Here is a 26,864-nt window from a genome sequence, read left to right on the forward strand (position 1 = left end):
GTCAATTTTGACCGACTGGTAGAAATTGAGGGGAGTTCACCGGGGAACGTCTGGAGCTGGGGATGAGCGAGCTTTCCGTGCAGCTGTACTCCGTCCGCGACGCGTTCGCGGCCGATCCCGGCGGCACCCTGCAACGGCTGGCCGCGATCGGCTTCACGCAGGTCGAGCCGTACGGCGTCGTCGAGAACGCCGAGGCGCTGCGGGCCGGGCTGCCCGCCACCGGCCTGACCGCCCCGACCGCGCACGCCCGCCTGATCGGCGCCGACCAGCACGCCGTGTTCGCCACCGCGGCCGAGCTGGGCATCGGCCTGGTGATCGACCCGATGGCCGCCCCCGAGCGGTGGCAGGACGCGGCCGCCGTCGCGGCCACCGCGGACGCGCTCAACGCCGCCGCCGAGGTCGCGGCGGAGCACGGCCTGCGCGTCGGCTACCACAACCACTGGTGGGAGCTGGAATCCCGGCTCGACGGCCGCAGCGCCTTCGAGGTCTTCGCCGACCGGCTCGACCCGGCCGTCGCCCTGGAGGTCGACACCTACTGGGCCACCGCGGGCGGCGCGGACGCGCCCGCCCTGCTGCGGCGGCTCGGCGACCGCGTCCGCGCGATCCACGTCAAGGACGGCGGCCTCGCCACCGACGCCACCGGCCAGGTCCCCGCCGGCCAGGGCCGCGTGCCGGTCGCCGAGGTGCTCGCCGCGGCGCCCGGCGCCCTGCGCGTGGTCGAGTTCGACGCTTTCGACGGCGACCTCTTCGAAGCTCTCGCCGCCAGCCACGCCTTCCTGACCGGCGCGGCCCGGTGACCGGCGGCCCGGCCGGCGTCGGGATCATCGGCGCCGGCGTCATCAGCGGCACCTACCTGGAGAACCTGACGAGCTTCCCGGACGTGCAGGTGCGCTGGGTCGCCGACCTCGACACCGGGCGCGCGGCGGCGCAGGCGGCGAAACACGGCGTGCCGCACTCGGGCACCGTGGCCGAGCTGCTCGCCGACCCCGAGGTCGAGATCGTCGTCAACCTGACCCTGCCGGCCGCGCACGCCGACGTGGGGCTCGCCGCGCTCGAAGCGGGCAAGCACGTCTGGACGGAGAAGCCGCTCGCGCTCGACCGCGAGACCGGCCGCGCGCTGCTGGACCGCGCCCGGGACAAGGGCCTGCGCCTGGCGAGCGCCCCCGACACCGTGCTCGGCGCCGCGTGGCAGACGGCGCGGCGCGCCGTGGACGCGGGCCGGATCGGCCGTCCGCTGACCGCGCTGGCCCTGTTCCAGGTGCCGGGGCCGGAAGTGTGGCACCCGGCGCCGGAGTTCTACTTCCAGGCGGGCGGCGGGCCGCTGCTCGACATGGGCCCGTACTACCTGACGTCGCTGGTGCACCTGCTCGGCCCGGTCCGGCGCGTCACCGGCGCCGGCGCGCGGGCCCGCGACACCCGGGTCGTCGGGTCCGGGCCGCGGGCGGGGACGCGGTTCCCGGTGACGGTGACGACCACGGTCACCGCCCTCGCCGAGTTCGAGCGCGGTTCGGCCCAGCTGGTGCTGAGCTTCGACTCGGCACTCGTGCGCACCGGGATGGTCGAGCTGACCGGCACGAGCGGCACCGCCGTCCTGCCGGATCCCAACCGGTTCGACGAGCCGACCCGGCTGCACCTGCCCGGCCACGCCGAGCCGGAAGAGCTGCCCGCACAAGGGCACGCGGCCTCGCGCGGCACCGGCGTGCTGGAGCTGGCCCGGGCGATCCGCGCCGGTGCACCGGAACGCGCGTCCGGTGCGCTGGCCTACCACGTGCTCGACGCGATGCTGGCGATCGAGGAGTCGCTGACCCTCGGGCGGACCGTCGAGGTCGCGAGCACGGCCGACGTCCCGCCGGTGCTGCCGGACGGCTGGGACCCGTATGCGAAAACCCTCTAGAGCGGGACGGTGAGCAGGTTCTGCAGACAGAAGCGCAGCGCGCCGACCAGGTCGACGTCGCCCGGTACGGTCAGCCACTGCACCTGCAGGCCGTCCATCAGGGCGATGAACGTCAGCGCCGCCATGCCGGGGTCGACGCCCTCCCGCAGTTCCCCGCGGGCGGCGAGGACTTCGAACGACTCGCGCACGCCCGCCCGCGCGGCCCGGTAGTGGCGCACGAAGTACTCGTGCGCCGGGTGGTCCGGGGCGACCGCCTCGGCGGCCAGCCGCGAGTAGAGGTCGACGATCCCCGGGTGGCGGACGTTGTGCCCGGCGAGCGCGACGAAGTGGCGCAGGACGTCCAGCCCGGGCGGCACGGTCAGCTGCTCGCGCTCGGCGTCCTCGGCGTCGCGGCGTTCGAGCACCGCGGCGAGCAGGGCTTCCTTGGTGGGGAAGTAGTAGAGCAGGCCCGCGTGCGAAATCCCGACGCGCTTGGCGATCTCCCGCAGCGACGAGCCGTGGTAGCCCAGTTCGCCGTACGCGGCGGCCGCCGCCGTGATGATGTCCTCACGGCGGATGCGGCCCTTCAGGTACCCGGTCACGGCGTTGCGGTGGTCTCGGCTGCGTGCACGGCACCATCATGCCGCAGCCGTCGTTCGCCCCAGAATCGTGAGCGAACGGACAAATCGATGGTGCGAACGCCGCAGGCTTGCGAGCATCGCGAAGTGAAGCCGGTCCAGGGCGGCGTGCCCGGGCCCGCCGCCGTCCCCACGGAGAGCCGATGACGACTGTCCCGCCCCTGCCGCGTGCCGCCCGGTTCGCGACCTTCATGTTCTTCGCCCTCAACGGGTTCGGGATGGGCATGTGGGTGGTGCACATCCCGAACGTCGAACGCGCGACCGGCATCTCGCACAGCACGCTCGGCGCGCTGCTGCTGGTGCTCGGCGGTGCGGCGTTTACGGGCATGCAGGTGGCGGGCCCGCTGGTCGACCGCCTCGGCCAGCGGCGGCTGGTGCCGTCCGCCGGCGTGCTCATGGGGCTCGCGCTGTGCGGGCCCGGCTTCGCGAACTCGTGGTGGACGCTGGGGCTCGCGCTCGCATTGTTCGGCTTCGGCAACGGCGCGATCGACGTCGGCATGAACGCCCACGCGGTCGTGGTCGAACGCGCCTACCCGCGCCCGATCATGGCGGCGTTCCACGCGATGTGGTCGATCGGCGGCGCGATCGCCGCGGTCATCGGCGCGGCGACGCTCGGCGCCGGCGTGCCCACCGGCGTGACGCTTTCGGCCACCGGCCTGCTGTGCGTGCTGCTTTCCCTGCTGTCGGCGCGGTTCCTGATGGAGCCGTCCGACGCGCCGGCGCCCGAAACGCCCGCCGACGCGGCGCCGGTCCGGCGCCGCACCCCGGGCCGCGTGGTCTGGCTGCTCGGCGGCCTGGCACTGGCGCTGATGCTGTCGGAAGGCGTGGCGAACGACTGGGCTGCCCTGCACATGGAGAAGGTGCTCGGCACGTCGGCCTCGACGGCGGCGCTGGCCTACGGCGCGTTCGCGGTGGCGATGACGACCGGCCGCTTCCTGACCGACCGCGTCGCGGCATGGGCGGGCCCGGCGGCGATCGTCCGCTACGGCGCGGCGCTGGCCGCGGTCGGCCTCACGACGGCCGCGGCCGCCCCGTGGGTGCCGCTGTCGCTGGTGGGCTGGGCGCTGTTCGGCCTCGGCCTGTCCGGCGGTGTCCCGCAGCTGTTCACCGCGGCGGGCAACCTGGACACGCGGGCGTCGGGCGCGCTGATGGCCCGGGTGGTCGGCCTCGGATACGTCGGGCTGCTGGCCGGTCCCGCGCTCATCGGCGGGCTGACCCACTGGCTGCCGCTGAACGTGACGTTCGCGGTGCCGGTGGTGCTGTGCGTGCTGGCGGCGCTGTGCGCCGGGGTGCTCAGCCCGGAGCCGGAACCGGCGGAGGAGCCCGTCTGCTCCTGACCGGGAGAGGGCTCAGCCGTGCTCACCTTCCCTTCTCCGGCGGGCGAACTCACGCGCTTCCGTGACGCACTCGGCGTGCCGGGCGGCCGCGTCGTGCCGGAAGTCGTGGTCCGGGCGGGGTTCGATGTCCGTCTCGTCCAGGTTCAGGTGGGTGAGGAACGCGACCAGCTCGGGCCGGGTGGTGCTCGCCGCGGCCAGTTCTTCCCGGACCTGCGGCGGGAAACCGCTGGAGTACCGGGCGCCGTGGTATTCGTCGACGACGCCGAGGAACATCGCGTCGAGGTTCGGGAAGGACGCCGGATCGGTGACCTCGGGCGGGAGCGGGCTGCCGAGCCGCCGCTGGGCGGCGTTCCAGCAGTCCTGTTCCAGGTCCAGTTCGACGAGCAGCGGGGCCGCCAGCTCGGCCAGCCCGTCGTCGCCGATCACGTTGTCGTGCAGGTTCAGCTCGTGCAGCCGGGGCAGCGCGCTCCAGGCCGCGAGGGCTTTCGCTCCCGCCGAGCCGATGGTGTTGTAGGCCAGCGAAACCGCGGTCAGGCCGGGCGACGGCCCGGCCGCGGTCAGCGCGCGGACGGCGTCGTCGTCGAGGCCGCAGTCGTCGAGGCCGAGCCTGCGGACCGTGGGCGGGATCGCGGCGTCCGCGGGCCAGCCGACGGGGTTGCCGGAGACGTCCAGCTCGGCCAGGTTTCCCGGACGAAGCAAGGCAAGGAGGCCCTCGGGACCGAGCCCGGTGGCCGTCAGTTTCAGCCGCGTCAGGTTCGCCGCGTTGCCCGATCCGGCCCATGCCCTGACGCCGTCGTCGCCGATCGGCTGGACGGCGGGTCGCAGGTAGTACGGCGAGCCGACGTCCCCGCCGGAGAGGTCGAGGTCCGCCAGCGCCGGGAACCGGACAGCGGCCGCCAGGTGCCGCGCGCCGTCCTCGGTGAGGTAGTTCCGGCTCAGGTCGAGCGCACGCAGCCGCGGGAAGGTGCCGGTGAACGCGGCGGCGGTCACGTCGGTGGCCACGACGTCGGTGAGCGTCAGCTTCTCGACGCGGTCCCGGCCAAGGGCACCGACGACCCGGGTGAGCGGGTCGTCGCCCAGCGGCAGCCGGACGAGCGCCAGCTCGGTCAGCCGGGGCAGGACGCCGGAGCCGAGGACGGCCGCGAGACCCCGGGAGCCAAGGCCTTCCCGTTCCAGGCTCAGCCCTGTTCCTTGGAGCGTCAGCGCGGTGAGGCCGGACAGGTCCGCGCGGGCGAAGAAGTCCTCGCAAGCCGCGTCGTCCTCCTCGACGACGTTGCCGAAGAAGTGTTTCCCGCCTGGGCTCACGCGGTTGTGTCCGCAGCGGAAGCCGAGCGCCAGCCGGTCGAGCCGGGCCAGCTGCGGGCAGGCCGCGAGGTCCCGTGCTTCCTCGGCGCTGCCCACGATGACCTCGGCCGAACGCAGGTCCGGCACCAGCTCCGCGCGCAGCAGGTGCACCAGGTCGGGCGCACGCAGACCGGCGTGCCGCAGGCGCAGCGGCCGTCCGGCGGGTGGCCGGAACGGCGGCTTGGCGAAGTGGAACAGGTCTTCGCGCAATTCGATCAGGTTCAGCGATTCCAGTCGCGCGAGATCGGGGACGGCGGCGAACGTGCCGATCAGGTCGGCGTCCATCGGGGTGAGGAAGCCGATCCGCAGCGACCGCAGGTTCGCCCAGTGTGGCCAGGCATCGACGACGGCCGCCAGCTCGTCCGCGGCGAAGCTGCCGAGGTCGAGGGTGCTGATGCCGCGCAGCTCCGGCTGCGCCCGTGGATCGGGAAAGGGCGGATCGACGGTGCCGGGGTGCCCGGACGCGAGCGCGATCGACCGGGCGAGCCGCCAGCCCGCGCGGACGTGGCCCGCGTGCAGCGCGGCAAGCCAGGACCATGGTGCTTCGCGCACCTCGTCCGGCCACGCCGCGAGCCGCCGCTCGCACAGCTCGACGAGGTGCCCGGGACTGCCCGCGCGCTCGAGGAGACCGCAGAGCACGCGGAAGGCGAGCCTGCCCGGCGGGCCGTCGAGTGCCCGTTCGATCTCCGTTGCGTAGTCGATCACGGAAGCGACGCTAGCGGAGGGCACCGACAAAAAACGGAGCAAGGTTTGCGGGGGTGGTGGGAATGGCGGGGTTCGGCGCCGTGCTGCGCGTCCGGGAGTTCCGGGCGTTGCTGCTGGCCGAAGTGCTTTCGGTGGCCGGAGACCAGGTCGCGCGGGTGGCGCTGGCCCTGGTCGTCTTCGGCCGGACCAGCTCGGCGGCACTGACCGGGCTGACCTACGCGCTGACGTTCGTGCCTGCCGTGCTGGGCGGATTCCTGCTGTCCGGGCTGGCCGACCGCCACCCGCGGCGGACCGTCGTCGTCGCGACCGACGTCGTCCGCGGGATCCTGGCCGCCGCGATGGCCGTGCCGGGGCTGCCGCTGTGGCTGCTGTGGGGCCTGGTCGGCGTGCTGACGCTGGCGTCCGCGCCCTTCAAGGCCGCGCAGCTGGCGCTGTTGCCGGACGTCCTGCCCGCGGAGCTGTACCAGGCGGGCATGGGACTGCGGCAGATCGGCACCCAGGCGGTGCAGGTCGCCGGATTCGGGCTCGGCGGCGTGCTGGTGACGGCGGCCGGGCCGACCGTCGCGCTGCTGGGCAACGCGGCGACGTTCCTGGCGAGCGCGGCGATCGTGGTGCTGTCCGTGCGTCCCCGCCCGGCGGCGCGGGCCGCGCGCACGACGGCCCCGCCGGTGAAGACCGGCCCGGTTCTCGTTGCGGTGTACGGATTCGCGGCGATGATCGGCTTCCTCGTGGTCCCGGAAGGCCTGGCGGCACCGTACGCGGCGGCGGCCGGGATCGCGCCGTCCGGCGTGGGCCTGCTGATGGCGGCGGACCCGGCAGGCAGCGTCCTCGGCGGCTGGTGGGCGGCCCGCACGGCGTCCCGCCCGCACCGGCCGCCCCGGTCGGTCGCGGTGCCGGCGGCGCTGGCCGGGCTGCCGCTGGTGGTGTGCCCGCTGCTGCCGGGTCCACTGTGGACGGTGACGCTCTGGGCACTGTCGGGCGGCCTGTCGACGGTGTACCTGATCCGCCTCCAGGCGGCGGTGGTCGGCCTGATCCCGGACGACCGCCGCGGCACGGTACTGGGCCGCCTGAGCACGTGCCTCTACAGCGCCCAGGGCGTGGCGATCGTCGCCGCGGGCCTGCTGGCCGAGCAAACCGGCCCGGTGACGGCGGTCGCGGTCTCGGGCGCCCTGGCCACCCTGACGGCCCTGGCCGCCGCCGCAACCTGGCGGGCAACGGCAACCCCGCCTACCGAATCCCGCCCCTGATCACACGAGTCCCGTCCCTGATCACGCGAGTCCCGTCCCTGATCACGCGAGTTACGCGCCCAATCACGCGTGATGCCCCTTCAATCACGCGTGATGCCCGCTCAGTCACGCGTGATGCCCCTAATGATGGTGGGCCAGCCGTTCGTGGGCCCGGTCCGCCCCGGTGGCCGGCTCGGTGTGGACGACCACCGCGGTCAGCCGCGGGATCGCGTGCAGCAGCCGGTGTTCCACCTCGTGCGCGAGCGTGTGGGCGGCCTCGACGGTCAGATCCGCCGCCACCGTCACCGCCAGCTCGGCCCGCAGGTGGTGCCCGATCCAGCGCATCCGCAGCTCACGCGTGTCCAGCACGCCGTCGACGGCGCGGGCGGTCCGCTCGGCCAGCTCGACCGACGCGGGGTCGACCGCGTCCAGCAGCCGCCGGAACACCTCCTTCGCCGCGTCGCGCAGGACGAACAGGATCGCCACGGTGATGCCGAGCCCGACGATCGGGTCCGCGGCGGGGAAGCCGAGCGCGACCCCGGCCGCGCCGGCGACGACGGCGAGCGAGGTGAAGCCGTCCGTGCGGGCGTGCACGCCGTCGGCGACCAGCGCGGCCGAACCGATCTCGCGGCCGACCGTGATCCGGTAGCGGGCGACGAGTTCGTTGCCCACGAAGCCGATGACGCCCGCCGCGGCGACCACCCAGAGGTTGCCGACCGGGCGGGGATCGAGCAGCCGCAGCACCGACTCGTACCCGACGAGCGCCGCCGACGCCGCGACGACGAGCACCACGACCACGCCGGCCAGGTCCTCGGCGCGGCCGAGCCCGTAGGTGTAGCGGCGGGTCGCGGCGCGGCGGCCGAGCAGGAACGCGATGCCGAGCGGGACGGCGGTCAGCGCGTCGGCGAAGTTGTGGATCGTGTCGCCCAGCAGCGCCACCGACCCGGTGACCAGCACGAGCACCAGTTGCGCGACGGCCGTGGCGAACAGCGCGGCGAACGACCAGACGAGCGCGCGCAGGCCCCGCCTGCTGGTTTCGAGGGCGCGGTCGACGCGGTCGGCGCTGTCGTGGCTGTGCGGGCGCCACCGGGAGTGCCGGTGGCCGTGTCCGTGTCCGTGTCCGTGTCCGGTCATGGGATGAGTCTATCTGCGCACACACGCAGATACGCAAGTAGTAGGGTCGGTCGCATGCACGCGTCGCTGCCGGACTTCGACATGCCCACCGAAGAGCAGGTCCACCTGGCCGCGGAGACGTTCCGGCTGCTGGCCGACCCGACCCGCGTCAAGGTGCTGTGGGCGCTGCTGCAGGGCGAATCATCGGTGGCCTGCCTGGCCGAGCTGGCCGGCGCGGCCCCGACGGCGGTCAGCCAGCACCTGGCGAAACTCCGCCTGGCGGGCCTGGTGAAGGGCCGCCGCGAAGGCACGTTCGTCTACTACTCGGCGGCCGACAACCACGTCCGCGGCCTGCTGGCCCAGGCACTCCACCACGCAGACCACGTCGACCGCGGCGACCTCCCGGCCGAGCACGCGCACCACCCCAGCTGACTGTCGAGTCCGGCCGGTCCCGTTCGTCCTCGGGGAAGGAAACCCCCCGAAGACGAAGGAGCGACATGGACACGATGGACTTGTACCGCCGCGCGCAGGACGGCTTCGACGCGGAGCTGGCCGCGGTGCGGGACGATCAGTGGGAGACGCCCTCGGCGTGTGCGGAGTGGTCGGTGCGGGACGTCGCCGGGCACGTCGTCTGGGGGCAGCGGCAGCTGCTGGCCTGGGCGACCGGTGCGGACTACGCCGAGACCGCCGGTGCGCCGGGCGCGCCGCATCCCGCCGTGCTCGCCGGGACCGATCCGCTGGCGACGTGGCGGGCCGCGCGGGTGACCTTCCTGGACGCAGATCAGCTGCGGCGCCCGATCTCGCTCACCGGGCTCGGTGAAATCCCGCTCGTCGGCGTCGTGACGCTGCTGATCACCGACCTCACCGCGCACGCCTGGGACATCGGTTCGGCGCTCGGGCGGGACGTCCGCCTGGCGCCGGAGCTGGTCGAGGTCGCGTTCGGCTGGGCGCGGGAGCACGTCGTGCGGCGGCCCGGGTTCTTCGGTCCCGAGCTGGAGCCGCCCGCCGGGGCCGACGCGCAGACGCGGCTGCTCGCCTTCCTCGGCCGCCGGGCGGAGGAGGCGGCGAGGCTGCCCAGCAGGGCCAGTGCCGCTTCCGACGGGCTGCCCGGCTCGGCCTGGTAGACGACCAGCTGTTGGCGCGGGTGCCTGCCTGAGGGTTTCCGTCCGGCGGAGCGGGTAGCCGGAGGGATGCCGATGCCCAGCCTGACCGCGCCTCCGGCGCCGCCCGAGCCGGTCCAGCCCGATCCCGGCGTTCCGGAGCCCGTGCCGCCCGGCCCGGGTCCGGACCGGCCGGAACCCGGCACGCCCGTGCCCGACCCGCTGCCGCCGGACCCCAAACCCGGACCGGAACGATACGACTTACAGATAATATGGGTTTCATATAAGATCGCGGGATGACCTCAGCGCAGAGCTACCGCCGGCTGGTCAACGCCGGCAACAAGATCGTCGTGGCCCTGCAGCGGCTCGGGCTCGCCTTCGGCCCGATGCAGCTGCTCACCGTGCCCGGACGGCGTACCGGCGTGCCGCGGACCTTCCCGGTCGCGGTCATCGCGCTCCAGGGTGGCCGCTACGTCTTCCAGGCCTATCCGAAGGCGGCGTGGGTGGCGAACGTGCGGGCCGCGGGCGAGGTGACGCTCACGCGCGGCCGTCGGCAGGCCGCCGCGAAGCTGACCGAACTGCCGGTCGACCAGCGGCGGCCGCTCCTGCGCGAGCTGGTCCGGACGAGCCCGGCGAGCGTGGGGAAGCGGTTCGTGACCACCGGACTGGCGGACGCGCCGACGCCGGACGCGGTCGCCGCGGCCGCCGGGCGCATCGCCGTCTTCCGGATCGACCCGGCCTGACTCAGACAGCTCCCGGGCTCAGGCCTTGATCTCCGTGCGGTCCCCGCTCCCGCCGATGGTAATACGCCGCGGCTTGGCCTTCTCCACGATCGGGATGCGCACGGTCAGCACGCCGGCGTCGTAGTCCGCGGTGACGTGGTCGGGGTCCAGGGTGTCGCCGAGGAACAGCTGGCGGGAGAACACGCCGAGCCGCCGCTCCGAGACGTGCATCCGGACGTCGTCGCCGGTCGGCAGCGGCCGCCGCTCGGCCTTGACGGTGAGGACGTTGCGCTCGACGTCCAGCTCGATCGCGGCGGGGTCGACGCCGGGGAGGTCGAAGCAGACCACGAACTCGTCGCCGGCGCGGTAGGCGTCCATGGGCATCGCGGCGGGCTTCGACCAGGTGCCGGTGCCGAAGAACGGGTCGGTGCGCATCAACATCGGGGATCCACCTCCTGGGACTACGGCTCTGGTGTCAACACGCGGTTCTGTTCTAGCATGTCATCAAAACGATGACAAGGGACAGGTCGTCGAAAGGATGACGTTATGGACGGAACCGATCCGATCGGCGCTGTACGCCGCATTCACGACGTGGTCGTGGCCGCCCGTGCGGGCACCGCGGAGCAGAACCAGCTGCTCGACGCGTTGTCCGGGCTGCGGCTGCTGCGCGAGGAGCTGGCGAGCTGGGAACCCCAGCTGATCACCGCGGCCCGGGCGGCCGGCGCCAGCTGGGTCGCGCTCGCGCCCGCACTGGGGGTGGCGAGCCGTCAGGCCGCCGAACGCCGGTATCTGCGGCTGCAACCGTCCCACACCGGGGAGAAGACGGGCGAGGCGCGGGTCGACGCCGAACGCGACCGCCGCGCGGGTGACCGGGCGGTCGCCGACTGGGCGCGGCGCAACTCCGCCATCCTGCGTCAGCTGGCGGGCCGGGTCAGCGCCCTCGACGGCCTCGGCCCGGCGGCACAGGAGAGCGCGGACCGGCTGGGCGCGGCCCTCGGCGACGACGACCCGGCCAGCCTGCTGTCCCCGCTGGCCGCCGCGCGCCCGCACCTGACCGGCACCCACGCCGGGCTGGCGGAGCAGCTCGGGGAGATCTCCGAGCACACCGACCGGCTGCGCCGCGACGCCGCGGGAAACCGCCGGTCACGGGACTGAACCGGCGGGCACGGCGTTTGCCCGGCGCGCTGCCGGGCACCCGTCGCGGAAGCGACGGAAAGGACGAGTGCCATGACCGCGCAACCCCCGGATCCGGATCCCCGCCGGACCCCGGACCTCGAGGCCGGGGGCGGCGTGCCGCCGGGCAGCACGCCGCCCGACTCCGCGCAGACGTCGGGGCTGTCGCATCCCCAGCCGATGCCCTCCCGCGCCATGCCCGCCCTGTGGCTGGTCCTCACCGGGATTCTCGTGCTGATGGTGGCCGCGCTGATCGTCGCGCTGGCCGTCGGCTGGCTGCGTGTCTGAGACCGCGCCGCCGCGGGTACCCGCCGATCATGACCAGCGAACAGCCTTTCGACGAACGCAACGACATCGCCGGCCGGTCCGGGACGCGGGCCGAGCTGCTGCCCGAGGAGCAGGCCGCCGACAGCGACGACCCGGAAGGCCAGGCCGCCGAGGTGCTGCGCGACTCCGACCGCCGGACCGAGCGGCCGGAGGCGACGCTGGGCAGGCGCCGTCCCGAAGAAACGGTATAAAAGCGTCGTGAGTGCGTAACAGTGTTCTAACACTGTTACGCACTCACGAGCGTCAGTTCGGGGTGCAGGGCTGTTCCGTGGCCTCGTGCACTGCGCCGGTCGACGTGGCGCGGATGCACAGGTCGCGGTTGTTCGGGTGGTTCCTGGCGAACATCTGGGTGCCGCGGTCGGACACCGTCACGCGGGTCTCCGAGGCGTTGTTGGGCACCCAGAACGTCGACTTCCCGCGCGTCTGCACCTGGTCGCAGTCGTGCGCGAGCTGGTGGCCCTGCGCGTCCTTCGCGGTGTAACAGGCGAACATCGGGAAGGCGAACCGGTTGCTGAACAGGACGAAGTGGTTGGTCGGACCGGCCGTCGCGGCCGGGGCGGCGGCCAGGGCCGCTCCGGCGGCCAGGGTGAGCGCGGTCAGGGTCCGGGCGGCGATGCGCATCGGTTTTCCTCTCATTACCCAATGATTTGGTAATGAGAACTTTAAGAACGCCGGGCGAAGTTGATCAATCCACGTTCGCCGGATTCCGGCTCCGCCGTTTTCGGAATCAGTCGCCACCCCGGAAGTTCTCGTGCGAACCGGGATGCCCCGGCCTGGCCTTCGCGTCTTCGTCTTCGAGCGGCCCTTCGGGCTCGTTCCGGCGCGGCGGGTACTCCTCACGCGGGACGGGATTCCCGCTCGAATCCTCTTCGCCGGTCTCGTGGTGCGGCTCGGACATCGGACCTCCTTCGCGTAGCCGGTCCCCGGCGGCTACCCGGACGGCACCGCCGCCAACCGTGCCTCGCCGCGCAGCAGCAGCACCGCGCCCAGGCCGAGCGCGGCCACGACGGCGAAGAAGTAGAAGCCCCACGGGTAGGCGACCCCGGCGGTGACCAGCGCGCCGGTGACGAACGGCCCGAGGATCGAGCCCAGCCTCCCGACCGCGGACGTCAGCCCGAGCGCGGTGCCCCGCGCCTGCGCCGGGAACGCGTGCGCCACGTACCCGTAGATCAGCACCTGCGCGGAGAACACGAACACGCCGGTCAGCAGCACGACGGCGTTGAGCACGACGGCGTTGCCGATCTTCAGGCTCAGCGCGGCCAGCAGCACGGCACCCGCGCCGAACCAGATCCGGGCGATCGGCCGGATGCCGAACCGGTCGGCGATCGTGCCTGCCAGCACCAGCCCGAGCACCGCGCCGATGTTGAGCACCAGCAGCAGCGTGATCGACGTCGAGATCGGGTAACCGGCGGTGCGCATCAGCTGCGGCAGCCAGGTGTTGAGCCCGTAGACCAGCAGCAGCCCCATGAACGAGCCGGTCCACACGGCCAGGCTGATCCGCCGGAACCGCGGGCCGAGCAGGTCCTTCACCCGGATCTGCTCGGTCTGCTCCTCCTTGGCCGCGAGGTAGGCCGCCGATTCCGGCAGCTTCACCCACATCAGCGGCACGACGAGCAGCCCGGCGATGCCGCCGCCGTAGAACAGCACGTGCCAGTCTTCCTTCGCCGACAGCGCGAGCACGGACGTCAGCACCGCGCCGACGTGGTAGCCGGTCATGGTGAACGTGCTCGCGCTGGCACGCCGGCGCGCGGGCAGGTTCTCCGACATCACCGTCAGCGCCACCGGCATGCACGCGCCGAGGCCGAGCCCGGCGGCGAACCGGAACACCCCGAACGTCGCGACGTCCGGTGCCAGCGGCGTCAGCAGGGTGAACAGCGAGAACAGCAGGACCGAGCCGAGCAGCAGCGCGCGGCGGCCGAACCGGTCGGTGAGCGGGCCGAGGAACGCCGCGCCGACGGCCACGCCGATCAGCGACACCGTCGCGACCAGGGTCGCGCCGGCCGCGGTGAACCCGAGGTAGCCGCTCTTGAGCAGGGTGGGGATGGTCGCGCCGAGCGCCACGAGGTCGTAGCCCTCGAGCAGGACGGTCAGCCAGCAGAGGGCCGCCGTCCACAGTGGACGGGGAGACGTCGTCGTCATCGCCGTGCTCCTCAGAAGGGGTAGGGCGCCAGGTCCGCGCGGACGGTCAGCCACTGCGTTTCGGTGAAGGCCTCGATGTTGGCCTTCGCCCCGCCGAAGCGGGAGCCGTTGCCGGAGTCGCCGACGCCGCCGAACGGCGCGGTCGGCTCGTCGCCGACGGTCTGCTCGTTGATGTGCACCTTCCCCGAGCGGACCTCGTCGGCCAGCTTCATCGCCGTGCCGACGTCGCCGAGGATGCCGACCGACAGGCCGTACTCGGAGTCGTTGACGATCCGGGCGGCCTCCTCGAGGTCGCGGTAGGCGCGGACCGGCGCGACCGGGCCGAAGATCTCCTCGCGCCACGCCGGGGTGGCGTCGTCCAGTCCGGAAAGGACGGTCGGCGGGTAGTACGGCGCGTCGGGCTTGCCGCCCGCCACGACCCGCGCGCCCGCCGCGACACTGCGGTCGACGACGTCGGTGACGTGCGCGAGCTGCCGCTCGTCGATGATCGGGCCGAGCGCGACGTCGCTCTCGGCCGGATTCCCCACCGGGAGCCGTCGCGCCTTCTCGGCCAGTGCTTCGACGTATTCGTCCACTTGCGACTCGTGGACGAGGTGCCGCCCGGTGGTCATGCAGATCTGGCCCTGGTGCAGGAACGAGCCGAACGCCCCGGCGGAGGCCGCCTTGGCGACGTCGGTGCCGGGCAGCACGACGAGCGCGTTGTTCCCGCCCAGCTCCAGGTGCACGCGCTTGAGCGAGCGCGCCGCGGCTTCGCCGACCTTCCGCCCGGCCGCGGTCGAGCCGGTGAACGACACGACCGACACCTCCGGCGCGCCGACCACCGCGGCGCCGACGGCGGCGTCGCCGGGCAGCAGGTGCAGCAGCCCGTCGGGCAGCCCGGCCTCCTCGAAGACGCGCGCGATGCTCACTCCGCCGGACACCGCGGTCCGCAGGTCGGGCTTGAGCAGCACGGCGTTGCCCAGCGCCAGCGCGGGCGCGACCGAGCGGATCGCCAGGATCAGCGGGAAGTTGAACGGCGAGATCACCGACACCACGCCCGCCGGCACCCGCCGGGCCAGCGACCAGCGCGGCTCGCCGGTGCTGAGCACCTCGCCGAGCGGATGGGTGGGCAGGGCCGCGGCCTCGAAGCAGATCCCGGCCGCCATCTCCGTCTCGATCCCGGCCTTCGGCCGCGTCGAACCGGCCTCGCGGACGATCCAGTCCTGCACCTCGGCGGCGTGCGTCTCCCACAGCTCCCCGGCGCGGCGCAGCACCGCGGCGCGTTCGGCGGGCTTGCGCCGCGCCCAGTCGCGCTGGGCCTTCGCGGCCTTCGCGGCGGCTTCCGCGACGTCGTCCGGCGTCGCGATGCCGACGTGGCCGAGGGTTTCGCCGGTGGCCGGTTCGACGACTGCGTGGGTCCCGCCGGTGCCGCCGGGGAAGGGGTCAGCGAGCAAGGTCATGATCACTCCGGTGTGGTCGGTTCGGTGTCGACCTGGATCAGCTGCGGGCCGTCCGGGGTCGTCTTGAGCTGGGTACGCAGGTCGTCCTCGTCGAGGGCGGTGGTGGCCGGGACGCCGTAGCCTGCTGCGATGGCCGTGAAGTCGAGGCCGGGGATTTCCGTGCCGGGCACGTCCGGTGTCCCGAGCAGCTCGCCGAACCACCGCAGCGCGCCGTAGACGCCGTTGCGCAGGATCACGAAGGTGACCGGGACGCGGTAGTGCGCGGCGGTCCACAGCGCCGTGATGCCGTAGTTCGCCGAGCCGTCGCCGATGACGCCGACGACCGGGCGGTCCGGGCTGCCCATGGCGACGCCGACCGCGGCGGGCAGGCCGAACCCGAGGCCGCCGGCGGCGGGGAAGAAGTAGGAGCCCTCGTGGCGCAGGTCCATCTGCCGCCACCACGCCGAGTTCGTCGACGTCGATTCGACGACGTACCGGGTGCCGTCGGGCTGGGTCTCGCGCAGCGCGGCGAACACCTGTTCCGGATGCAGGGCTTTCCCGCCGGTCTTCGGCTCCGGGATCTCGGCGTGGCCGCCCGCCGAGGTCCGGCCGGGCACCCGGGTCAGCAGTGCCTCGATCACCGGCGCGGGGTCGGCGACCAGTGCCTCGCCCATCGGCGCGCGGGCCGCGGCACCGGCGTCGTCGGTCACCTGGACCAGCCGGGTGCCCGCGGGCAGGAACTCACCGGGCACGTGCTGGTGGTAGCGGAACACCGGCGCGCCGAGCACCAGCACGAGGTCGTGCCCGGTGAGCGCGGCCGACACCGGCGCGATGCCGGCCGGCAGCACGCCGCGGAACAGCGGGTGCCGGTTGGGGAAGGGCAGCCGGTGCGGCGACGGCGCCACCCACGTCGGCAGCGCGAGGTGCTCGGCCAGGGCGACGGCGCGGCCGAAAAGCCCGGCGGCGTCGATGTCGCCGCCGAGCACCAGCGCGGGGTTGCGCGCCGCGGCGACCTGCGCGGCGAGGTCGTCGAGCTGCGCCTGTGACGGCGTGAGACCCCGGTGGACGGTCCGGTCCAGCGTCACCGCGGCGGTGCCGTCCAGCTCGGCGGCCCAGTCGTCGTACGGGACCGAGAGGTAGCTCGGGCGGCGCTGCAGCTCGGCTTCGAACACCGCCTGGGCGAGCGAGCGCGGGACGTCCTGCGCGCAGCTCGGCTCGCCGGACCAGCCGACCAGCGGGTGCATCAGCTGCGTGGCGCCGACGTTGGCGAGCATCGCCTCCAGCCCGATCGCCGAGCGGACCTGCTGGCCGGCGGTGAGCACCAGGGGAGTGCGGGAGTGGACGGCGTTGGTGAGCGCGCCCATCGCGTTGCCCGAGCCGGCGGCCGCGTGCAGGTTGACCAGCGCCGGGCGGCCGGTGACCTGGGCGTAGCCGTCGGCCATCCCGACGACGGCGCCTTCGTGCAGGCCCAGGACGTAGCGGAAGTGGTCCGGCAGCTCGGCCAGGAACGGCAGCTCGTTCGAACCGGGGTTGCCGAAGATCGTGGTCAGGCCCCGGCGGTCCAGGAACTCGTGGGCGAGCCGGCGGGCGGTGGGCATGCGCGTCCTCCTCCGTGCGGGGTTGGACCAGACCCTAGGAGCGCGCCGGGCTGTGCTCCAATAAATGTTGCCTCGCTCCGACATAGACGGGATCGATGATGCGCGACTTCGACCTCAACCTGGTGCGCACGTTCGTCCTGCTCTACGAGACGCGCAGCGTGACCGCGACGGCGGAGTCGCTGCACGTCACTCAGCCGACGATCAGTTACAGCCTGCAGAAGCTGCGGCGCCGGTTCTCCGACGAGCTGTTCCGCCGCACCGGCACCGGTCTGGAGCCCACGACGACGGCCCGCGCGCTCTACGAGCCGCTGCACGGCGCGCTGTCGGCGATCGAGACGACGGTCAGCGGGGCGTGGTCGTTCGACCCGGCGTCGGCGCGGGCGGCGTTCACGCTGTGCCTGTCGGACCTGGGCGAGATCTCGCTGCTGCCGCGCCTGATGGCGGCGCTGCCGTCCCGCGCGCCCGGGGTGACGCTGACGGTCCGCCCGCTCGACGTCGCCAACGCGGCAGGCCAGCTCGGCCGCGGCGAGATCGACGCGTTCATCGCGTCGTCGCTGATCGACTCCCAGCGCGTCGCCCGGATCCCGCTGTTTTCCGAGGGCTACCTGGGCATGGTGTCCCGCGACCACCCGCGCCTGGGCACCGAGGTGAGCGTCGGGGCACTGGCGGCCGAGCGGCACGTGACGGTGTTCGGCCCGACCGGCCACGACGGCCCGCGCCGCGCGCTGGAGGCGTACGGCCTCCTCGATCGCGTGGTCCTGGAGGTGACCCGGTTCGCGGCCCTGCCGTACCTGGTCCAGGACGGCGAGCTGGTGGCGATGGTGCCCCGGCTGGTGGCGGAGATGTTCGCGGCCGACCACCGGGTCCGGCTGTTCGAGCTGCCCCTGGACGTCGAGCCGGCGCAGGTGTCGGTGTACACGCGGCATCCGCATTCCCGCAGCCCGGCCCAGCACTGGCTGGTGGGCTTCATGCGCGAGGTGCTGGGTCAGCCGACGTCGCAGTGGGCGCCGCCGAGGGCGAACTGACCGGGCGGCGGGTTCTGGCGGTCGAAGGCGCCGTTGAAGCCGATGTTGACGGTGGCGCCGGGGGCGAGGGCGAGGTTGTAGTCGACGGCTTTCATGGTGACGACGGGGCCGTTCTGGCTGTAGTCGCCGTTCCAGCTGTGGGTGACGCGCTGGCCGGCGGTGAAGGTCCAGGTGACGGTCCAGGGCTTCAGCGTTTCGGTGCCGGTGTTGGTGACGGCAACACCGGCGGTGAAGCCCCCGTTCCACTGATCGGTGACGGCATAGTGAACGCGGCAGCCGGCGGTCTTGACGGGCGTCGTCGTCGCCACCGTCGTCGGCGGAGGCGGCGCCGCGGGCGCGGTGGAGGTGGCGCTCATCCGCACGGGGCTGGGACTGGTCCGGCTGGTGCTCTTGACCTCGGACGACGTGCCCGGCGGAGTCGCGACGACGGAGGTGGCGGGAGCAAGCGGATCCGACGCGGAAACGTACCGCCCGGGAGAGCTTTCCGAGGTGACGGCAACGAGAACGAGACTCCCGACGACAACGGCAGCCCCACAGGAGGCCGAGATCCACCGAATCCGCCGCCCAGCCCGCTGCTGAACAGCGGCGGCCTCCCGCGCACGTTGCTCGAGCCGTTCCCGGTAGCCATCCCCAAGATCTTCGTCGCGAAGGGGAGAGGTATCCCCGAGAGGATGAAGGGCCCGAGGCGTAGCCCCGGTCTCCCGAAGAAGCTCGGCAACGGAGAGAGCCTCGTCAGCGACCCCCCGCCGCCCCCGCCCACGGCCGGCGCGCGCCATACTCCGGAACCTCCAGCTGTTGCGGCCCGACCGGCGAATCCTAGGAACCCACGACGGTCTTGTAAACCACCCTTCCTTGCGGCCTCTCCCTGGCGCTGGATCGATCCAGTTCGGGCTGAAACCCGCCGATCATGCCAGAGGGGGTGTCGAGGGTGATGGGGACCCCCCTGAACAAGGGGGTCGGGGGGCCGTATACTCTTTCTTCAGCAGGTCCGAGTGGCGGAATGGCAGACGCGCTAGCTTGAGGTGCTAGTGCCCTTAACGGGCGTGGGGGTTCAAGTCCCCCCTCGGACACAGTATTACCCCACGGATCGCGGAACGCGATCTTGAAACTGGGGCGATCGTAGCCCTAGCTCGAATCAATCTTCTCCAGTCGCCATCCGGCGCCGTCGTAGACGATGGACTGTCCCGAGCCTCGTAGCGCTGTCGCGACGCGGTTGCTTCGTGTCCGAGCTGACTCCAGCGTGGCGTGGCCGTCACTGTCTTGAACGCCGAGCCGGACCTGGATCTCGTCGACGAGGTGGTCTTCGCGGATGTAGAGCGTCTTCGCTCGCTCTGGGCTCCCGCGTTGGGTGCTGGTGTGGCCGTGGCGGCAGCGGTAGGTCGGTCGCCCGTGGTTCCAGTGCGAGTCCAGTCGCCGGTTGCAAACGCCGCAGTGGATGAGCCCGGCGAGGGCGAATCGGCGAGTCTGGCCGTCGCCAGCGGGGCGCGCCGCCCGGACTTGCTGCGCGGCGACGAAGTCCTGCCCTGTGATGAGCGCTGGATGGGCGGCCTTCGCCGACAGTGCGGGCGTTGAGGCTGGGCCTTCGGTGCCGGTGGCGCGGCGGTTCCAGGTCTGGCGGCCGGTGTAGCGCGGATTCGCCAGGATGACGGCGACGGTGCGTAGGGTCCAGGCTCTGCGGGTTCGATGCCGGTTGCGGTCCGGATCCGCGCTGGACGGACAGGGGACACCGCGCTCGTTGAGGTCCCGGGCGATGCTGGCGACGCTATGGCCGGCGAGACGTTGCCGGAACATCCAGGCCACATGCGGGGCGGTTCGAGGGTCGGGGGCGAGGCGCTGCAGCCGTCGGCCCCAGCGGGCGTTGGCGGGGTTGGGATGGGGGCCGACGTCGACGAGCTGGTAGCCGTAGGGCGGTCGACCGCCGAGGTAACGGCCTTGTTGGGTGGCCTGGTTGTGCATCGCTGCCAAGACACGGTGGCGGGCGCGCAAGACCTCACGCTGTGACTGGGTGGCCAGCAGCGCAATCAGCGTGCGGTGATCGCGATTGGCGAGATCGACCGGACCTCCTGTTTCAGGCAGCCACAGCTGGAGGCCGTGCCGGGAGCACCAGGCGTAGAGGGTCGCGAACTGGGTGCCGGTGAAGGCACGTTCGTACTCGCCGACCACGATCGCATCGATCACGATTCTGGACTCGAGGCCGCGGCCATGAGCTGGGCAGCCTGCGGTCGCTGCCGCCACGGGATGCGGCGTGAGGTGCCGGCGTCGAAGTAGGCGGCGGCGACCTGGCCGTGGCCCGCGACCAACCCATCGGCCATGTCGCGTTGCCAGCCCTGCGACGACACGCGGTCTTGATGGCGGGTGGTCGACGTGCGGCCGTAGAACGCGAACCGTATGCCGTTCACCTGGACGTCTGTGGATGCAGCCCCGATCTGGTTCCTTCTGCTCATCCACTGCACAAGTAAGTCTGCGGCGTCGTCCGCGGGAGGAAACTGAGCCGAGTGTGGTTGATGCGGGTGCACGTTGGACCGATGGCGTGGCTGACGTCTTATGACGGCGTGGTCGAGTTCGTTCGCCCGTTCGGCGCAGCGGATCGGGGCACGTCGGCCGTATAACGACCTATGCGAGGAGGTGGACGTAATCGGCACATAGCCGAGCAAGTTAGAGGGTCATGAAGATGACCGGGATTGACTCAGATCGCGGACTTTCTACCGGCAAGTTACCGAATCCGCACCTGACGTTGCGAGCCAGCAGCCCCAACCGAGACGGTCGGGGCTGCTGGGTGTCCGAATCGGCCGAAGGTGTCACCGGTCAGGTCAGCGACGCCTGCCAGGCAGACAGCAGGCGCAGCTCGACGCTGTATAGGCCATCGCTGTGGGTGTCGAACACCTGCAGCGCCATCAGCCGCTCAACGACATTTGTGGCGGATCCGTCCATGTCGGCGGCCGCCTGCAAGTCAACCCAACTGACTTTTTGGTCATCGACGAGCGCGACGATCGAGGCGTAGGCGCGCGCTAGGTCGGGATCGTGGGTGAGACCGACACCATCGAGCAGGTCGCGGAAACCAGTCGGGCTGTTGACGTACGCCTCGAGTTCGTCCAGGGCGGTGGACTCCTGGGCGCCCTCGCTGTCAGCGAGGGTGGCGGCGTGCTCGACGAGCATCGGCCACCCGCTGGTGAGGCCCCAGAGCCGTTGCAGACGCTCGTCGTGGCTGAACATCTGCCGCGTGATCGTCCAGACGCGTAGGGTCTGCTGGTCGTAGCGGCGTAGCGCGACAGCGACGCCATGCTCGAATGCGCTGTCCCAGAGCGCGGCCTGCTCGGGGCTGGAGATCAGGACCGCGGCGCGGGTGACGCCCGGAGCGGTCGGCACGTGCGTGAGTGCCAGCTCGAGCGCCTCGAGGCACGCCGATGCCTGCGGTTGGACGCTGGCCAGGTCATCGATGATGACCCGCCGCCGTCCGGCCTGTCCGCCGCGCAGCTCCTCCTCGAACGCGCGTCGGCCGTTGATCGTCGGGATGTCGAAGTCGCCGGCCTTGCCGGTGACCTCACGTAGCGCCTCGTCAACGCGATCCAGACCGGTTGCGCGCGACCCCACGACGACGCGGACGTGCGTGCTGTGGTCGCCGAGGATGTCGTCGAGCTGCGCAGCGGTCAGGGGCGCACTGCTGTTGTCGGACAGCTGCGGCCTGCCCTCCAGCGCCAAGAAAGTCTCGGGCACCGCCTCGGACTCCGCCATAAGCAGCTGCCGCTCAACCTCGGAACGGTTGCCGATCATGTTGAGTACGTTCGGGCTACGCAGCCGCCACCCGCGCCCGTCAGTGTTCGGTGCGACGACCCCGAGGCCGTCCATCTCGTTGAGGTAGGCGCGGAAGCTCTCGCTGTCGAGCGACTCGAAGCCCGCACGCCACCAACTCAGACACTCCTCGCGCAGTTCTGCGTCTTGCAGGCGGGCGTCGAAGCCAAACCGGAACGCGTGGTCGGCCAGCACGTTGGCGATGACGTTGTACCGGGGGTCCAGGTTCAGGGTGTCCTGGAACGCCGAGGTGATGTCGGCGCGCAGGTCACGGTTGCGCTCGACCACAGCGACGTCGTCGTCGGTGATCATGTACGGCGGCTGGTCGACAGCCAGGCCGTCGCGCCGCTTGGCGTGCAACGCTTCGACTAGCCGATGGCCGAACATTTGGAGCAAGAACGGCTGGTAAGAGCAGTAGCCCAGGACCCGGTTGACGAGATTGTCGTCGGCGAACTCATACCCGAGCACACCCAGAGGCACGGTCAGCAGGTCGGCGGCAAACTGCGGGCGCAACGGCCCGATGACGGTGGGGCGCTGCGCGAGATGGCTGAACGGACCGTTGCGAGCGCTCTTGGCGTACCGCTGCACCGAGTGAAGACCGGCGAAAACGACCTTAATGTTGTTGTCGGTCACCACACCGATGTCGCGCAGCCGCTTGGTGTCCAGGAACGCCGGTGCGTCGGCCTCGAAGAACTGGTCGGACTCGTCGAGCAGGATGAGCAGCCGGTTGCGACTGTCCTTGTTGCGCCAGTCGAGCATCCCGGCGCGGACCTGGTCGTACACGTCGCCGGTCTTCTTCGCCTTGCCGGTCGGGACAGGCAGCACCTCGCGATTGGTCAGCTCGTTGCGCAGCCCGACCCACAGGGCGTCCTTGCTGAACGCGGCACCGGCAGCGACCGAGTCGAGGCTCAAGTAGACCGCGATGCGCTGTCCGGGCTCGGCGGAGGACTCGAACTTCTCGGCGGCGTAGCGCAGCAGCGCGGATTTGCCCAGGCCACGACCGCCGTAGAGCACCTGCGTGCCGTCAGGGTCGATGACCTGTACGCGCTCAAGGTCGCGGCCGTAGAACATCTCCTCGGCGACCGCGCCGCGTTTCATCCGGATGTAGGGGTTGACGGCGGCGAACGGCATGAGGATCGACATGGCCACACCGAGCTGGCGGTTGCCGCGGGCGGCAAGGTAGGCCAGGGCGGCGTCGTCGAGGATCGCAACAGGACCGCCGGTGCGCTCGACGCGGGCGGCGAACTTCGCCCGTGCGGCAGTGCTCATGGTGCCGAAGTGCGCGATGAGCAGGCTGTCACCGGACTGGTCGTGGTCAGCGTAGGTCATCAGTAAGTCCTCGGTGGGCTGGCCCCACACGAGCAGGACGCGCAGTCGTCCGCCGAGCTTGCTGCCGAACGCCGGGATCTGCGCGTCACTGTTAGGCCGGACGTCGGTGATCTCGATGAACCGGCGCTCGCCACTTTTGGGCATGTCGTCCAGGCGCCGAATCTTGGAGCACTCGTAGCCCATGAGGCGGATCGCCGGCAACAGCAGATCGCGTTCGGTGAGGCTGCGTCGGCCGGCCACCGGCGCGGTCGCGGCTTGACGCCAGGCGCCGAGCGCCTCGGCGATATGCTCGGCGGCGTCGGGTGACAGGTGGCTGTAGTCGAGCACGTCGCTGCCGGCGTAGCTCGTCCGCTTGCGGACTGCGGTGACTAGCTCGGTGGTGATGCCCTTGGGCAGCATGTCCGGGATAACAGGGAAGAACGCGCGCAGGTCACGGCGGCTGTGGTCAGTACGGGGAACCGGCTCGCCGACGTCCTGGAAGTACAACAGCTCCTCGGCGGTGAGCAGGTCGCCCTTCTCGATCGGGTCGCTGATGCGGGCCCGCTCTTCGTCGTCGATGCTCAGCGCGGCAAGCCGGTCGCGCAGGCGCTGCGCGGCCTGTTCGCGGTAAGCCGGCAGCAGCTTGCTGATCTTGGCAAGGGTGGCGCGGACCTGGCCGAGGTGGTCGTGGGTGGGGTCGGCGCTGGCCAGCAGCGCGGTAAGCTCGCCGTCTGCCTCCTCGGTAACGACGTTGCTGCGGCGGGCGCGACGCAGGTCAGTGTCGACGGTGTTACGTTCGGCGACCATCTCGGCGCGGCTGCGCTCCAACGCCATGGTATAGCGCGTGCGGGCGTCGTTGCCGAGGGCGTCGTGGGCCAGGATGCCGACGTCCTGCATCTTGAGCATGTACAACGCAGCGGGATAGTTCTCACGCTCCAGCTGCAACGTGAACGCTTCGGTCCAGCTGCGCGGGACAGCGGCGATGAGCGCGGGAAGCGGGTCGGCGCTGCGCAGCTGAAGGGTACCGGTGTCGGCGACGAAGACACCCTCAGCCTTAAGCAGCTCGAGGTCCAGCGCGACCGTGACGCGTGGCTCGCCGGCCTGCAGCGGCTCGATCCCGTCGAGCATGGTGAAGGTATGCCGCAGGCTGTCGTGTGCGGCCTGTGCAGCGGCGACCAGCAGCGAGTCGGCGGTTTGGGTCTGCGCCAGCAGGGCGGCCAAGGCGGCGTTGCGCTGGGCGAGCACCGCACTGCGCATGTCGGCGACCTCGCCTGTGGTCCACTCGTCGCGTCCGATGCGGCCGCGGGTCAGAGCACCGGTCAACTCGATCCAGGTGCGAACGGGCCGCAATGTCTCAAGGATCAGCGCGTGCAGGTCCTGCCGTCCGGATCCTTCGATCGGCTTGCCGCTATGCCCGCGGAAGTAGGCATCAAACTCGTCGATCTGCCGCTCGCGGACCGAGGCGTCGGACAGGTGCTGAACCTCGGTCTGCGCTTCGACGAGACGGTCAGCGTCGTTGGCGACGACGATGTCGAGCAGCCGGCCGAGAGCGCCATTGCTGTCGAGCCAGCGCTTGGCGATGTCGCTGCACCGCTTGAAGCGCAGGGTCCGTGGCCGTCGGGCTGCGCCGGCCTGCTCGATGATGAGCTCCAGGTCACGCTCAGCGTCGCTGACGTCGGCAAGGACGTTGAGAGCCGGAGTGGCGTTCAGGACGCCGCGCAGCGCGCGCCTGCCGATCTCGTCGGCGATCGTCGCCAGGTGCGGGTCGAGCCGGATGCTGAGCTCGCCTAGCAGCGCGCCGGCTGCGGGCTCGCCGGTAACGAGCGCGACCCGCACGAGGCTGCTCACGGCGGTGAGCAGACTGACGTTGTCTTCGGCGACTTGATTGCTGTCCACGTCTGCCAACTCTTGACGAAGCATCGCGCCGCAGGGGCCCGTGTCGCTGCGGACAGCTTGGGCCAGCCCAGCCATCCGGAAGGTGCGGATGCGGGTGTCGTCCCACCCAGCTCGGGCGGCCAGATGAGAGGCCATCCCGTAGCGGCAGGTGGCCAGCAGCGTGGTGACAGCCCGCTGTACGTCAGTAGGGGTGGGCACGTGCTCGGTGTCGCTCTGATTTGCGCTGCGCTCGGCGGCGCTGCCCGAGACGGCCGTTGTACCGGTGGGTCGCGTCGGGACGCTGCCGGTCTGCGCGGTGGTCGAGGCCGGCGTGGCCTCCTGAGGCGCGGCGAGGCTGGCGGTACCTACGGGTTGGCCGGGGACCTGGGCAACTGGGTCGGCTGCCGCGTCCGGGACGTCACGAGCCGGGTGCAGGTCAGGCAACTGAGGGGTCGGCTCGGCAGTGGCCTGGGCAGGCTCCGAGGCTTCGGTCGGCACGCTGACCTCAGCAGTGTTCCCGGTAACAGCGGCGGCTGGGGCCTGCTGCGCCGACACATCGGCTGCGAGTACGGGCGGCGGTGTGGCAACGGTGGCAGTCGACTCCTGTCCGGTAGGCGGCTGGGGTGCCTGACCCGGGGGCGGCGAAGCTGTGCCACTGAAGGGGGCCTCGAGCATTAGCTGGCTGGCGAGCATGCTGAGGACGGCGAGGGCAGGCAGCGAAGCCACTGCTCCGCTGACGCGGGCCTGCAGCTCCAGTCGGGTCTCTGGCGCGGCCTGTGGGGTGCGGACAAGGTCGACCAGTGCGGCGATCGCGAGTGCCAGCGTGCGCTGAGTGTCGGTCCAGTCGTGCGCTGCCAGCAGCTCCGCGGTCAGAGTCCGCAGCTGCGCGACGTGCTCGAAGATGCCAGGGGCGTCGCTGGAAATGCCGACCGCAGCGGCGATGTTCTGGCGCAGCGGTGCGTCAGCATCACGCGCGGCGCGCAGAGTGAGCAGCCGAGCGATCTCGTCCAGCGTCGGCCGCTCATCGGACGCGGCGCGTGGGTCCTCCTCGCCTGCCTCCAGCACAGCGGAGCAGGCTTGATTGTAGGTGCTCTGGGCGGCGCGCACGGCAAAGATGTCGTCGGCAGCGGGCCCACGGCCGGCCCGCAAGTCGGCCAGGATGTGCTCAGCGGAGACGACGGCCAATGCGAAGCACTGGCGGGCGGCGTGCAACGCCTGCGTGGCGTCGGCTGGAGCATCCGGATCTGCTGCAGGTGAGGTCTGCTGATCTGCGGGCCGGACGGTGCTGGCGACGGCGACGGGCATGCTGGTTGGGGAGATGCGGGAGTTGGACGAGATTTCGCAATAATCTGGCGTCGTGACCGGCTGGCTGGACGAACCGGAGAGGGCAGGCTGGTCGTTGGGTGCGTCGTCGCGGACCTCGACGACGGCTTCGGGGTGAGTGGATTGGGCGATGACCCGCTCGGCCGCGGTGCGAATCTTCGCGGCGGTGGAAGTGTCGATCGCCCCGTGGACAAACCAGGGCCGTTCGACCGCCCACGTCCACACGCGGGCTGACATCTCGTCCTGAACGATGGGGGACCAAAGCGCCAGGCGCAACAGGGCGGGCGTCCAGCGGCTCTCAAGCTTGTCGAGGACCTGGTCGGAGCTGCGCTCGTCGAGTCCGCCGGTGGTGGTCACGGATCGCACGGCATGGGTGCGCAGGCTGCCGTAGAGCGCTCCGGCAGTCAGGTGGAACGCCGCGTGCCAAGCAGTTGATTCTTCGGCGCGCCGAAGCCTGCCAACTACGTCGCGGCACAGCCCCTGCGATAGCGTCTTGGGGGTGAGGTGAATGCCGAGTGGCTCAAGAGCATGCTGCCGGGCGCGGATTGGCAGGGTTGACAGGGCGTTGAGGACGTCTCGGGTGGTCAGCTCCTCAACGACGTCGCCGATCGGTCTGTCGACTGTGTTGAGCACCTCGGCCAGCTGATCGAGCGCGGCGCGCAGCTCGTCGCTGATGTCACGCTTGAGCGGCCGGACGATGTAGCCGGTGTAGGCATCGTCGGGGCAGCCTGATCGAGTGCGCGCCATGGATCTCCTCGGTGGTTCGCCGCGGGTAATGGGTGAGCAGGAAGTCGGATGCGGGCGGCGAGCACCTCGCACGAGTCTGACAGC

Annotated in this window: 23 protein-coding genes, 1 tRNA gene and 2 pseudogenes; 12 read left to right on the plus strand and 14 right to left on the minus strand. The window is 71.6% G+C overall.

Annotated elements, in window-relative coordinates; genetic code table 11:
• Window positions 1-62 precede the first annotated feature (62 nt).
• Both ABJI51_RS03670 and ABJI51_RS03675 read left to right on the plus strand, forming a co-directional pair.
• Window positions 63-797, plus strand: coding sequence for a sugar phosphate isomerase/epimerase family protein (locus ABJI51_RS03670; protein WP_348947484.1), 735 nt, complete (start codon window positions 63-65; stop codon window positions 795-797).
• The gene (locus ABJI51_RS03675; protein ID WP_348947485.1) at window positions 794-1,894 is read left to right on the plus strand and encodes a Gfo/Idh/MocA family protein; all 1,101 of its coding nucleotides are present in this window, start codon (window positions 794-796) and stop codon (window positions 1,892-1,894) included. The genes ABJI51_RS03670 and ABJI51_RS03675 overlap by 4 nt, the downstream gene beginning before the upstream one ends.
• On the opposite strand, the gene ABJI51_RS03680 is transcribed toward ABJI51_RS03675, so the two are convergent.
• A complete protein-coding gene (locus ABJI51_RS03680) occupies window positions 1,891-2,475 on the minus strand; it encodes a TetR/AcrR family transcriptional regulator (protein ID WP_348947486.1) in 585 nt (194 codons plus the stop codon). The genes ABJI51_RS03675 and ABJI51_RS03680 overlap by 4 nt on opposite strands.
• 179 nt (window positions 2,476-2,654) lie before the next feature.
• Between ABJI51_RS03680 and ABJI51_RS03685 the strand changes: the two genes are divergently transcribed.
• Window positions 2,655-3,848 carry an MFS transporter gene (locus ABJI51_RS03685; RefSeq protein WP_348947487.1) on the plus strand — a complete coding sequence of 398 codons (1,194 nt, stop codon included), beginning with the start codon at window positions 2,655-2,657 and terminating at the stop codon, window positions 3,846-3,848.
• A gap of 12 nt (window positions 3,849-3,860) precedes the next feature.
• Here the strand turns inward: ABJI51_RS03685 and ABJI51_RS03690 are convergent, their stop codons facing one another.
• Window positions 3,861-5,897, minus strand: coding sequence for a leucine-rich repeat domain-containing protein (locus tag ABJI51_RS03690; RefSeq protein ID WP_348947488.1), 2,037 nt, complete (start codon window positions 5,895-5,897; stop codon window positions 3,861-3,863).
• Window positions 5,898-5,959: 62 nt separating this feature from the next.
• Between ABJI51_RS03690 and ABJI51_RS03695 the strand changes: the two genes are divergently transcribed.
• Window positions 5,960-7,144, plus strand: a complete 1,185-nt coding sequence (locus ABJI51_RS03695) for an MFS transporter (RefSeq protein ID WP_348947489.1) — start codon at window positions 5,960-5,962, stop codon at window positions 7,142-7,144.
• 120 nt (window positions 7,145-7,264) lie between these two features.
• On the opposite strand, the gene ABJI51_RS03700 is transcribed toward ABJI51_RS03695, so the two are convergent.
• Window positions 7,265-8,257 (minus strand): cation diffusion facilitator family transporter, encoded by a 993-nt coding sequence (locus ABJI51_RS03700; protein WP_348947490.1) that lies wholly within the window; start codon window positions 8,255-8,257, stop codon window positions 7,265-7,267.
• Between the two features lie 54 nt (window positions 8,258-8,311).
• Here ABJI51_RS03700 and ABJI51_RS03705 point away from each other — a divergent pair, with 54 nt between their 5' ends.
• Together ABJI51_RS03705 and ABJI51_RS03710 are read left to right on the plus strand one after the other, a co-directional pair.
• Window positions 8,312-8,668, plus strand: a complete 357-nt coding sequence (locus ABJI51_RS03705; RefSeq protein ID WP_348947491.1) for an ArsR/SmtB family transcription factor — start codon at window positions 8,312-8,314, stop codon at window positions 8,666-8,668.
• Between the two features lie 74 nt (window positions 8,669-8,742).
• Window positions 8,743-9,240 (plus strand): annotated as a pseudogene (locus ABJI51_RS03710) (TIGR03086 family metal-binding protein); the annotation flags it as partial.
• 50 nt (window positions 9,241-9,290) lie between these two features.
• Here ABJI51_RS03710 and ABJI51_RS03715 read toward each other — a convergent pair.
• Window positions 9,291-9,380 (minus strand): annotated as a pseudogene (locus tag ABJI51_RS03715) (transcriptional regulator); the annotation flags it as partial.
• Window positions 9,381-9,632: 252 nt separating this feature from the next.
• Here ABJI51_RS03715 and ABJI51_RS03720 point away from each other — a divergent pair.
• Window positions 9,633-10,079 (plus strand): nitroreductase family deazaflavin-dependent oxidoreductase, encoded by a 447-nt coding sequence (locus tag ABJI51_RS03720; protein ID WP_348947492.1) that lies wholly within the window; start codon window positions 9,633-9,635, stop codon window positions 10,077-10,079.
• 18 nt (window positions 10,080-10,097) lie between these two features.
• On the opposite strand, the gene ABJI51_RS03725 is transcribed toward ABJI51_RS03720, so the two are convergent.
• Window positions 10,098-10,499 carry an Hsp20/alpha crystallin family protein gene (locus ABJI51_RS03725; protein WP_348947493.1) on the minus strand — a complete coding sequence of 134 codons (402 nt, stop codon included), beginning with the start codon at window positions 10,497-10,499 and terminating at the stop codon, window positions 10,098-10,100.
• 105 nt (window positions 10,500-10,604) lie between these two features.
• On the opposite strand from ABJI51_RS03725, the gene ABJI51_RS03730 reads away from it, so the two are divergent.
• The 3 genes from ABJI51_RS03730 to ABJI51_RS03740 all read left to right on the plus strand — a co-directional run bounded on the left by ABJI51_RS03730 (window position 10,605) and on the right by ABJI51_RS03740 (window position 11,749).
• Window positions 10,605-11,213: an HSP18 transcriptional regulator gene (locus ABJI51_RS03730; RefSeq protein WP_348947494.1), complete on the plus strand. Its 609-nt coding sequence runs from the start codon at window positions 10,605-10,607 to the stop codon at window positions 11,211-11,213.
• A gap of 72 nt (window positions 11,214-11,285) precedes the next feature.
• A complete protein-coding gene (locus tag ABJI51_RS03735; RefSeq protein WP_348947495.1) occupies window positions 11,286-11,519 on the plus strand; it encodes a DUF6480 family protein in 234 nt (77 codons plus the stop codon).
• A gap of 29 nt (window positions 11,520-11,548) precedes the next feature.
• The gene (locus ABJI51_RS03740; RefSeq protein ID WP_348947496.1) at window positions 11,549-11,749 is read left to right on the plus strand and encodes a hypothetical protein; all 201 of its coding nucleotides are present in this window, start codon (window positions 11,549-11,551) and stop codon (window positions 11,747-11,749) included.
• Between the two features lie 52 nt (window positions 11,750-11,801).
• On the opposite strand, the gene ABJI51_RS03745 is transcribed toward ABJI51_RS03740, so the two are convergent.
• The 5 genes from ABJI51_RS03745 to mdlC all read right to left on the minus strand — a co-directional run bounded on the left by ABJI51_RS03745 (window position 11,802) and on the right by mdlC (window position 16,713).
• Window positions 11,802-12,179 carry a hypothetical protein gene (locus ABJI51_RS03745; protein WP_348947497.1) on the minus strand — a complete coding sequence of 126 codons (378 nt, stop codon included), beginning with the start codon at window positions 12,177-12,179 and terminating at the stop codon, window positions 11,802-11,804.
• 106 nt (window positions 12,180-12,285) lie between these two features.
• Window positions 12,286-12,456: a hypothetical protein gene (locus ABJI51_RS03750; protein ID WP_348947498.1), complete on the minus strand. Its 171-nt coding sequence runs from the start codon at window positions 12,454-12,456 to the stop codon at window positions 12,286-12,288.
• Between the two features lie 32 nt (window positions 12,457-12,488).
• Complete coding sequence (locus ABJI51_RS03755; RefSeq protein ID WP_348947499.1) at window positions 12,489-13,697, minus strand: MFS transporter; 1,209 nt, start codon at window positions 13,695-13,697, stop codon at window positions 12,489-12,491.
• Between the two features lie 11 nt (window positions 13,698-13,708).
• Entirely contained in the window at window positions 13,709-15,136 is a 1,428-nt protein-coding gene (locus ABJI51_RS03760; protein ID WP_348947500.1) for a benzaldehyde dehydrogenase, read from the minus strand.
• Window positions 15,137-15,138: 2 nt separating this feature from the next.
• Window positions 15,139-16,713 carry a benzoylformate decarboxylase gene (gene mdlC, locus ABJI51_RS03765; RefSeq protein ID WP_348947501.1) on the minus strand — a complete coding sequence of 525 codons (1,575 nt, stop codon included), beginning with the start codon at window positions 16,711-16,713 and terminating at the stop codon, window positions 15,139-15,141.
• A 98-nt stretch (window positions 16,714-16,811) separates the two neighbouring features.
• Here mdlC and ABJI51_RS03770 point away from each other — a divergent pair, with 98 nt between their 5' ends.
• Complete coding sequence (locus ABJI51_RS03770; protein WP_348947502.1) at window positions 16,812-17,738, plus strand: LysR family transcriptional regulator; 927 nt, start codon at window positions 16,812-16,814, stop codon at window positions 17,736-17,738.
• On the opposite strand, the gene ABJI51_RS03775 is transcribed toward ABJI51_RS03770, so the two are convergent.
• Window positions 17,699-18,094 carry a cellulose-binding domain-containing protein gene (locus ABJI51_RS03775; protein ID WP_348947670.1) on the minus strand — a complete coding sequence of 132 codons (396 nt, stop codon included), beginning with the start codon at window positions 18,092-18,094 and terminating at the stop codon, window positions 17,699-17,701. The two genes, ABJI51_RS03770 and ABJI51_RS03775, sit on opposite strands and share 40 nt — an antisense overlap.
• 630 nt (window positions 18,095-18,724) lie before the next feature.
• On the opposite strand from ABJI51_RS03775, the gene ABJI51_RS03780 reads away from it, so the two are divergent.
• Window positions 18,725-18,808: transfer RNA gene (locus tag ABJI51_RS03780), tRNA-Leu, on the plus strand.
• Between the two features lie 55 nt (window positions 18,809-18,863).
• Here ABJI51_RS03780 and ABJI51_RS03785 read toward each other — a convergent pair.
• The 3 genes from ABJI51_RS03785 to ABJI51_RS03795 form a co-directional block, all read right to left on the minus strand.
• The gene (locus tag ABJI51_RS03785; RefSeq protein WP_348947503.1) at window positions 18,864-19,916 is read right to left on the minus strand and encodes a recombinase family protein; all 1,053 of its coding nucleotides are present in this window, start codon (window positions 19,914-19,916) and stop codon (window positions 18,864-18,866) included.
• Window positions 19,913-20,182 (minus strand): hypothetical protein, encoded by a 270-nt coding sequence (locus ABJI51_RS03790; RefSeq protein ID WP_348947504.1) that lies wholly within the window; start codon window positions 20,180-20,182, stop codon window positions 19,913-19,915. The genes ABJI51_RS03785 and ABJI51_RS03790 overlap by 4 nt, the downstream gene beginning before the upstream one ends.
• A gap of 361 nt (window positions 20,183-20,543) precedes the next feature.
• A complete protein-coding gene (locus ABJI51_RS03795) occupies window positions 20,544-26,780 on the minus strand; it encodes a hypothetical protein (protein WP_348947505.1) in 6,237 nt (2,078 codons plus the stop codon).
• Window positions 26,781-26,864 lie beyond the last annotated feature (84 nt).

Source organism: Amycolatopsis melonis (assembly GCF_040064235.1).
Classification (GTDB): Bacteria; Actinomycetota; Actinomycetes; order Mycobacteriales; family Pseudonocardiaceae; genus Amycolatopsis; species Amycolatopsis melonis.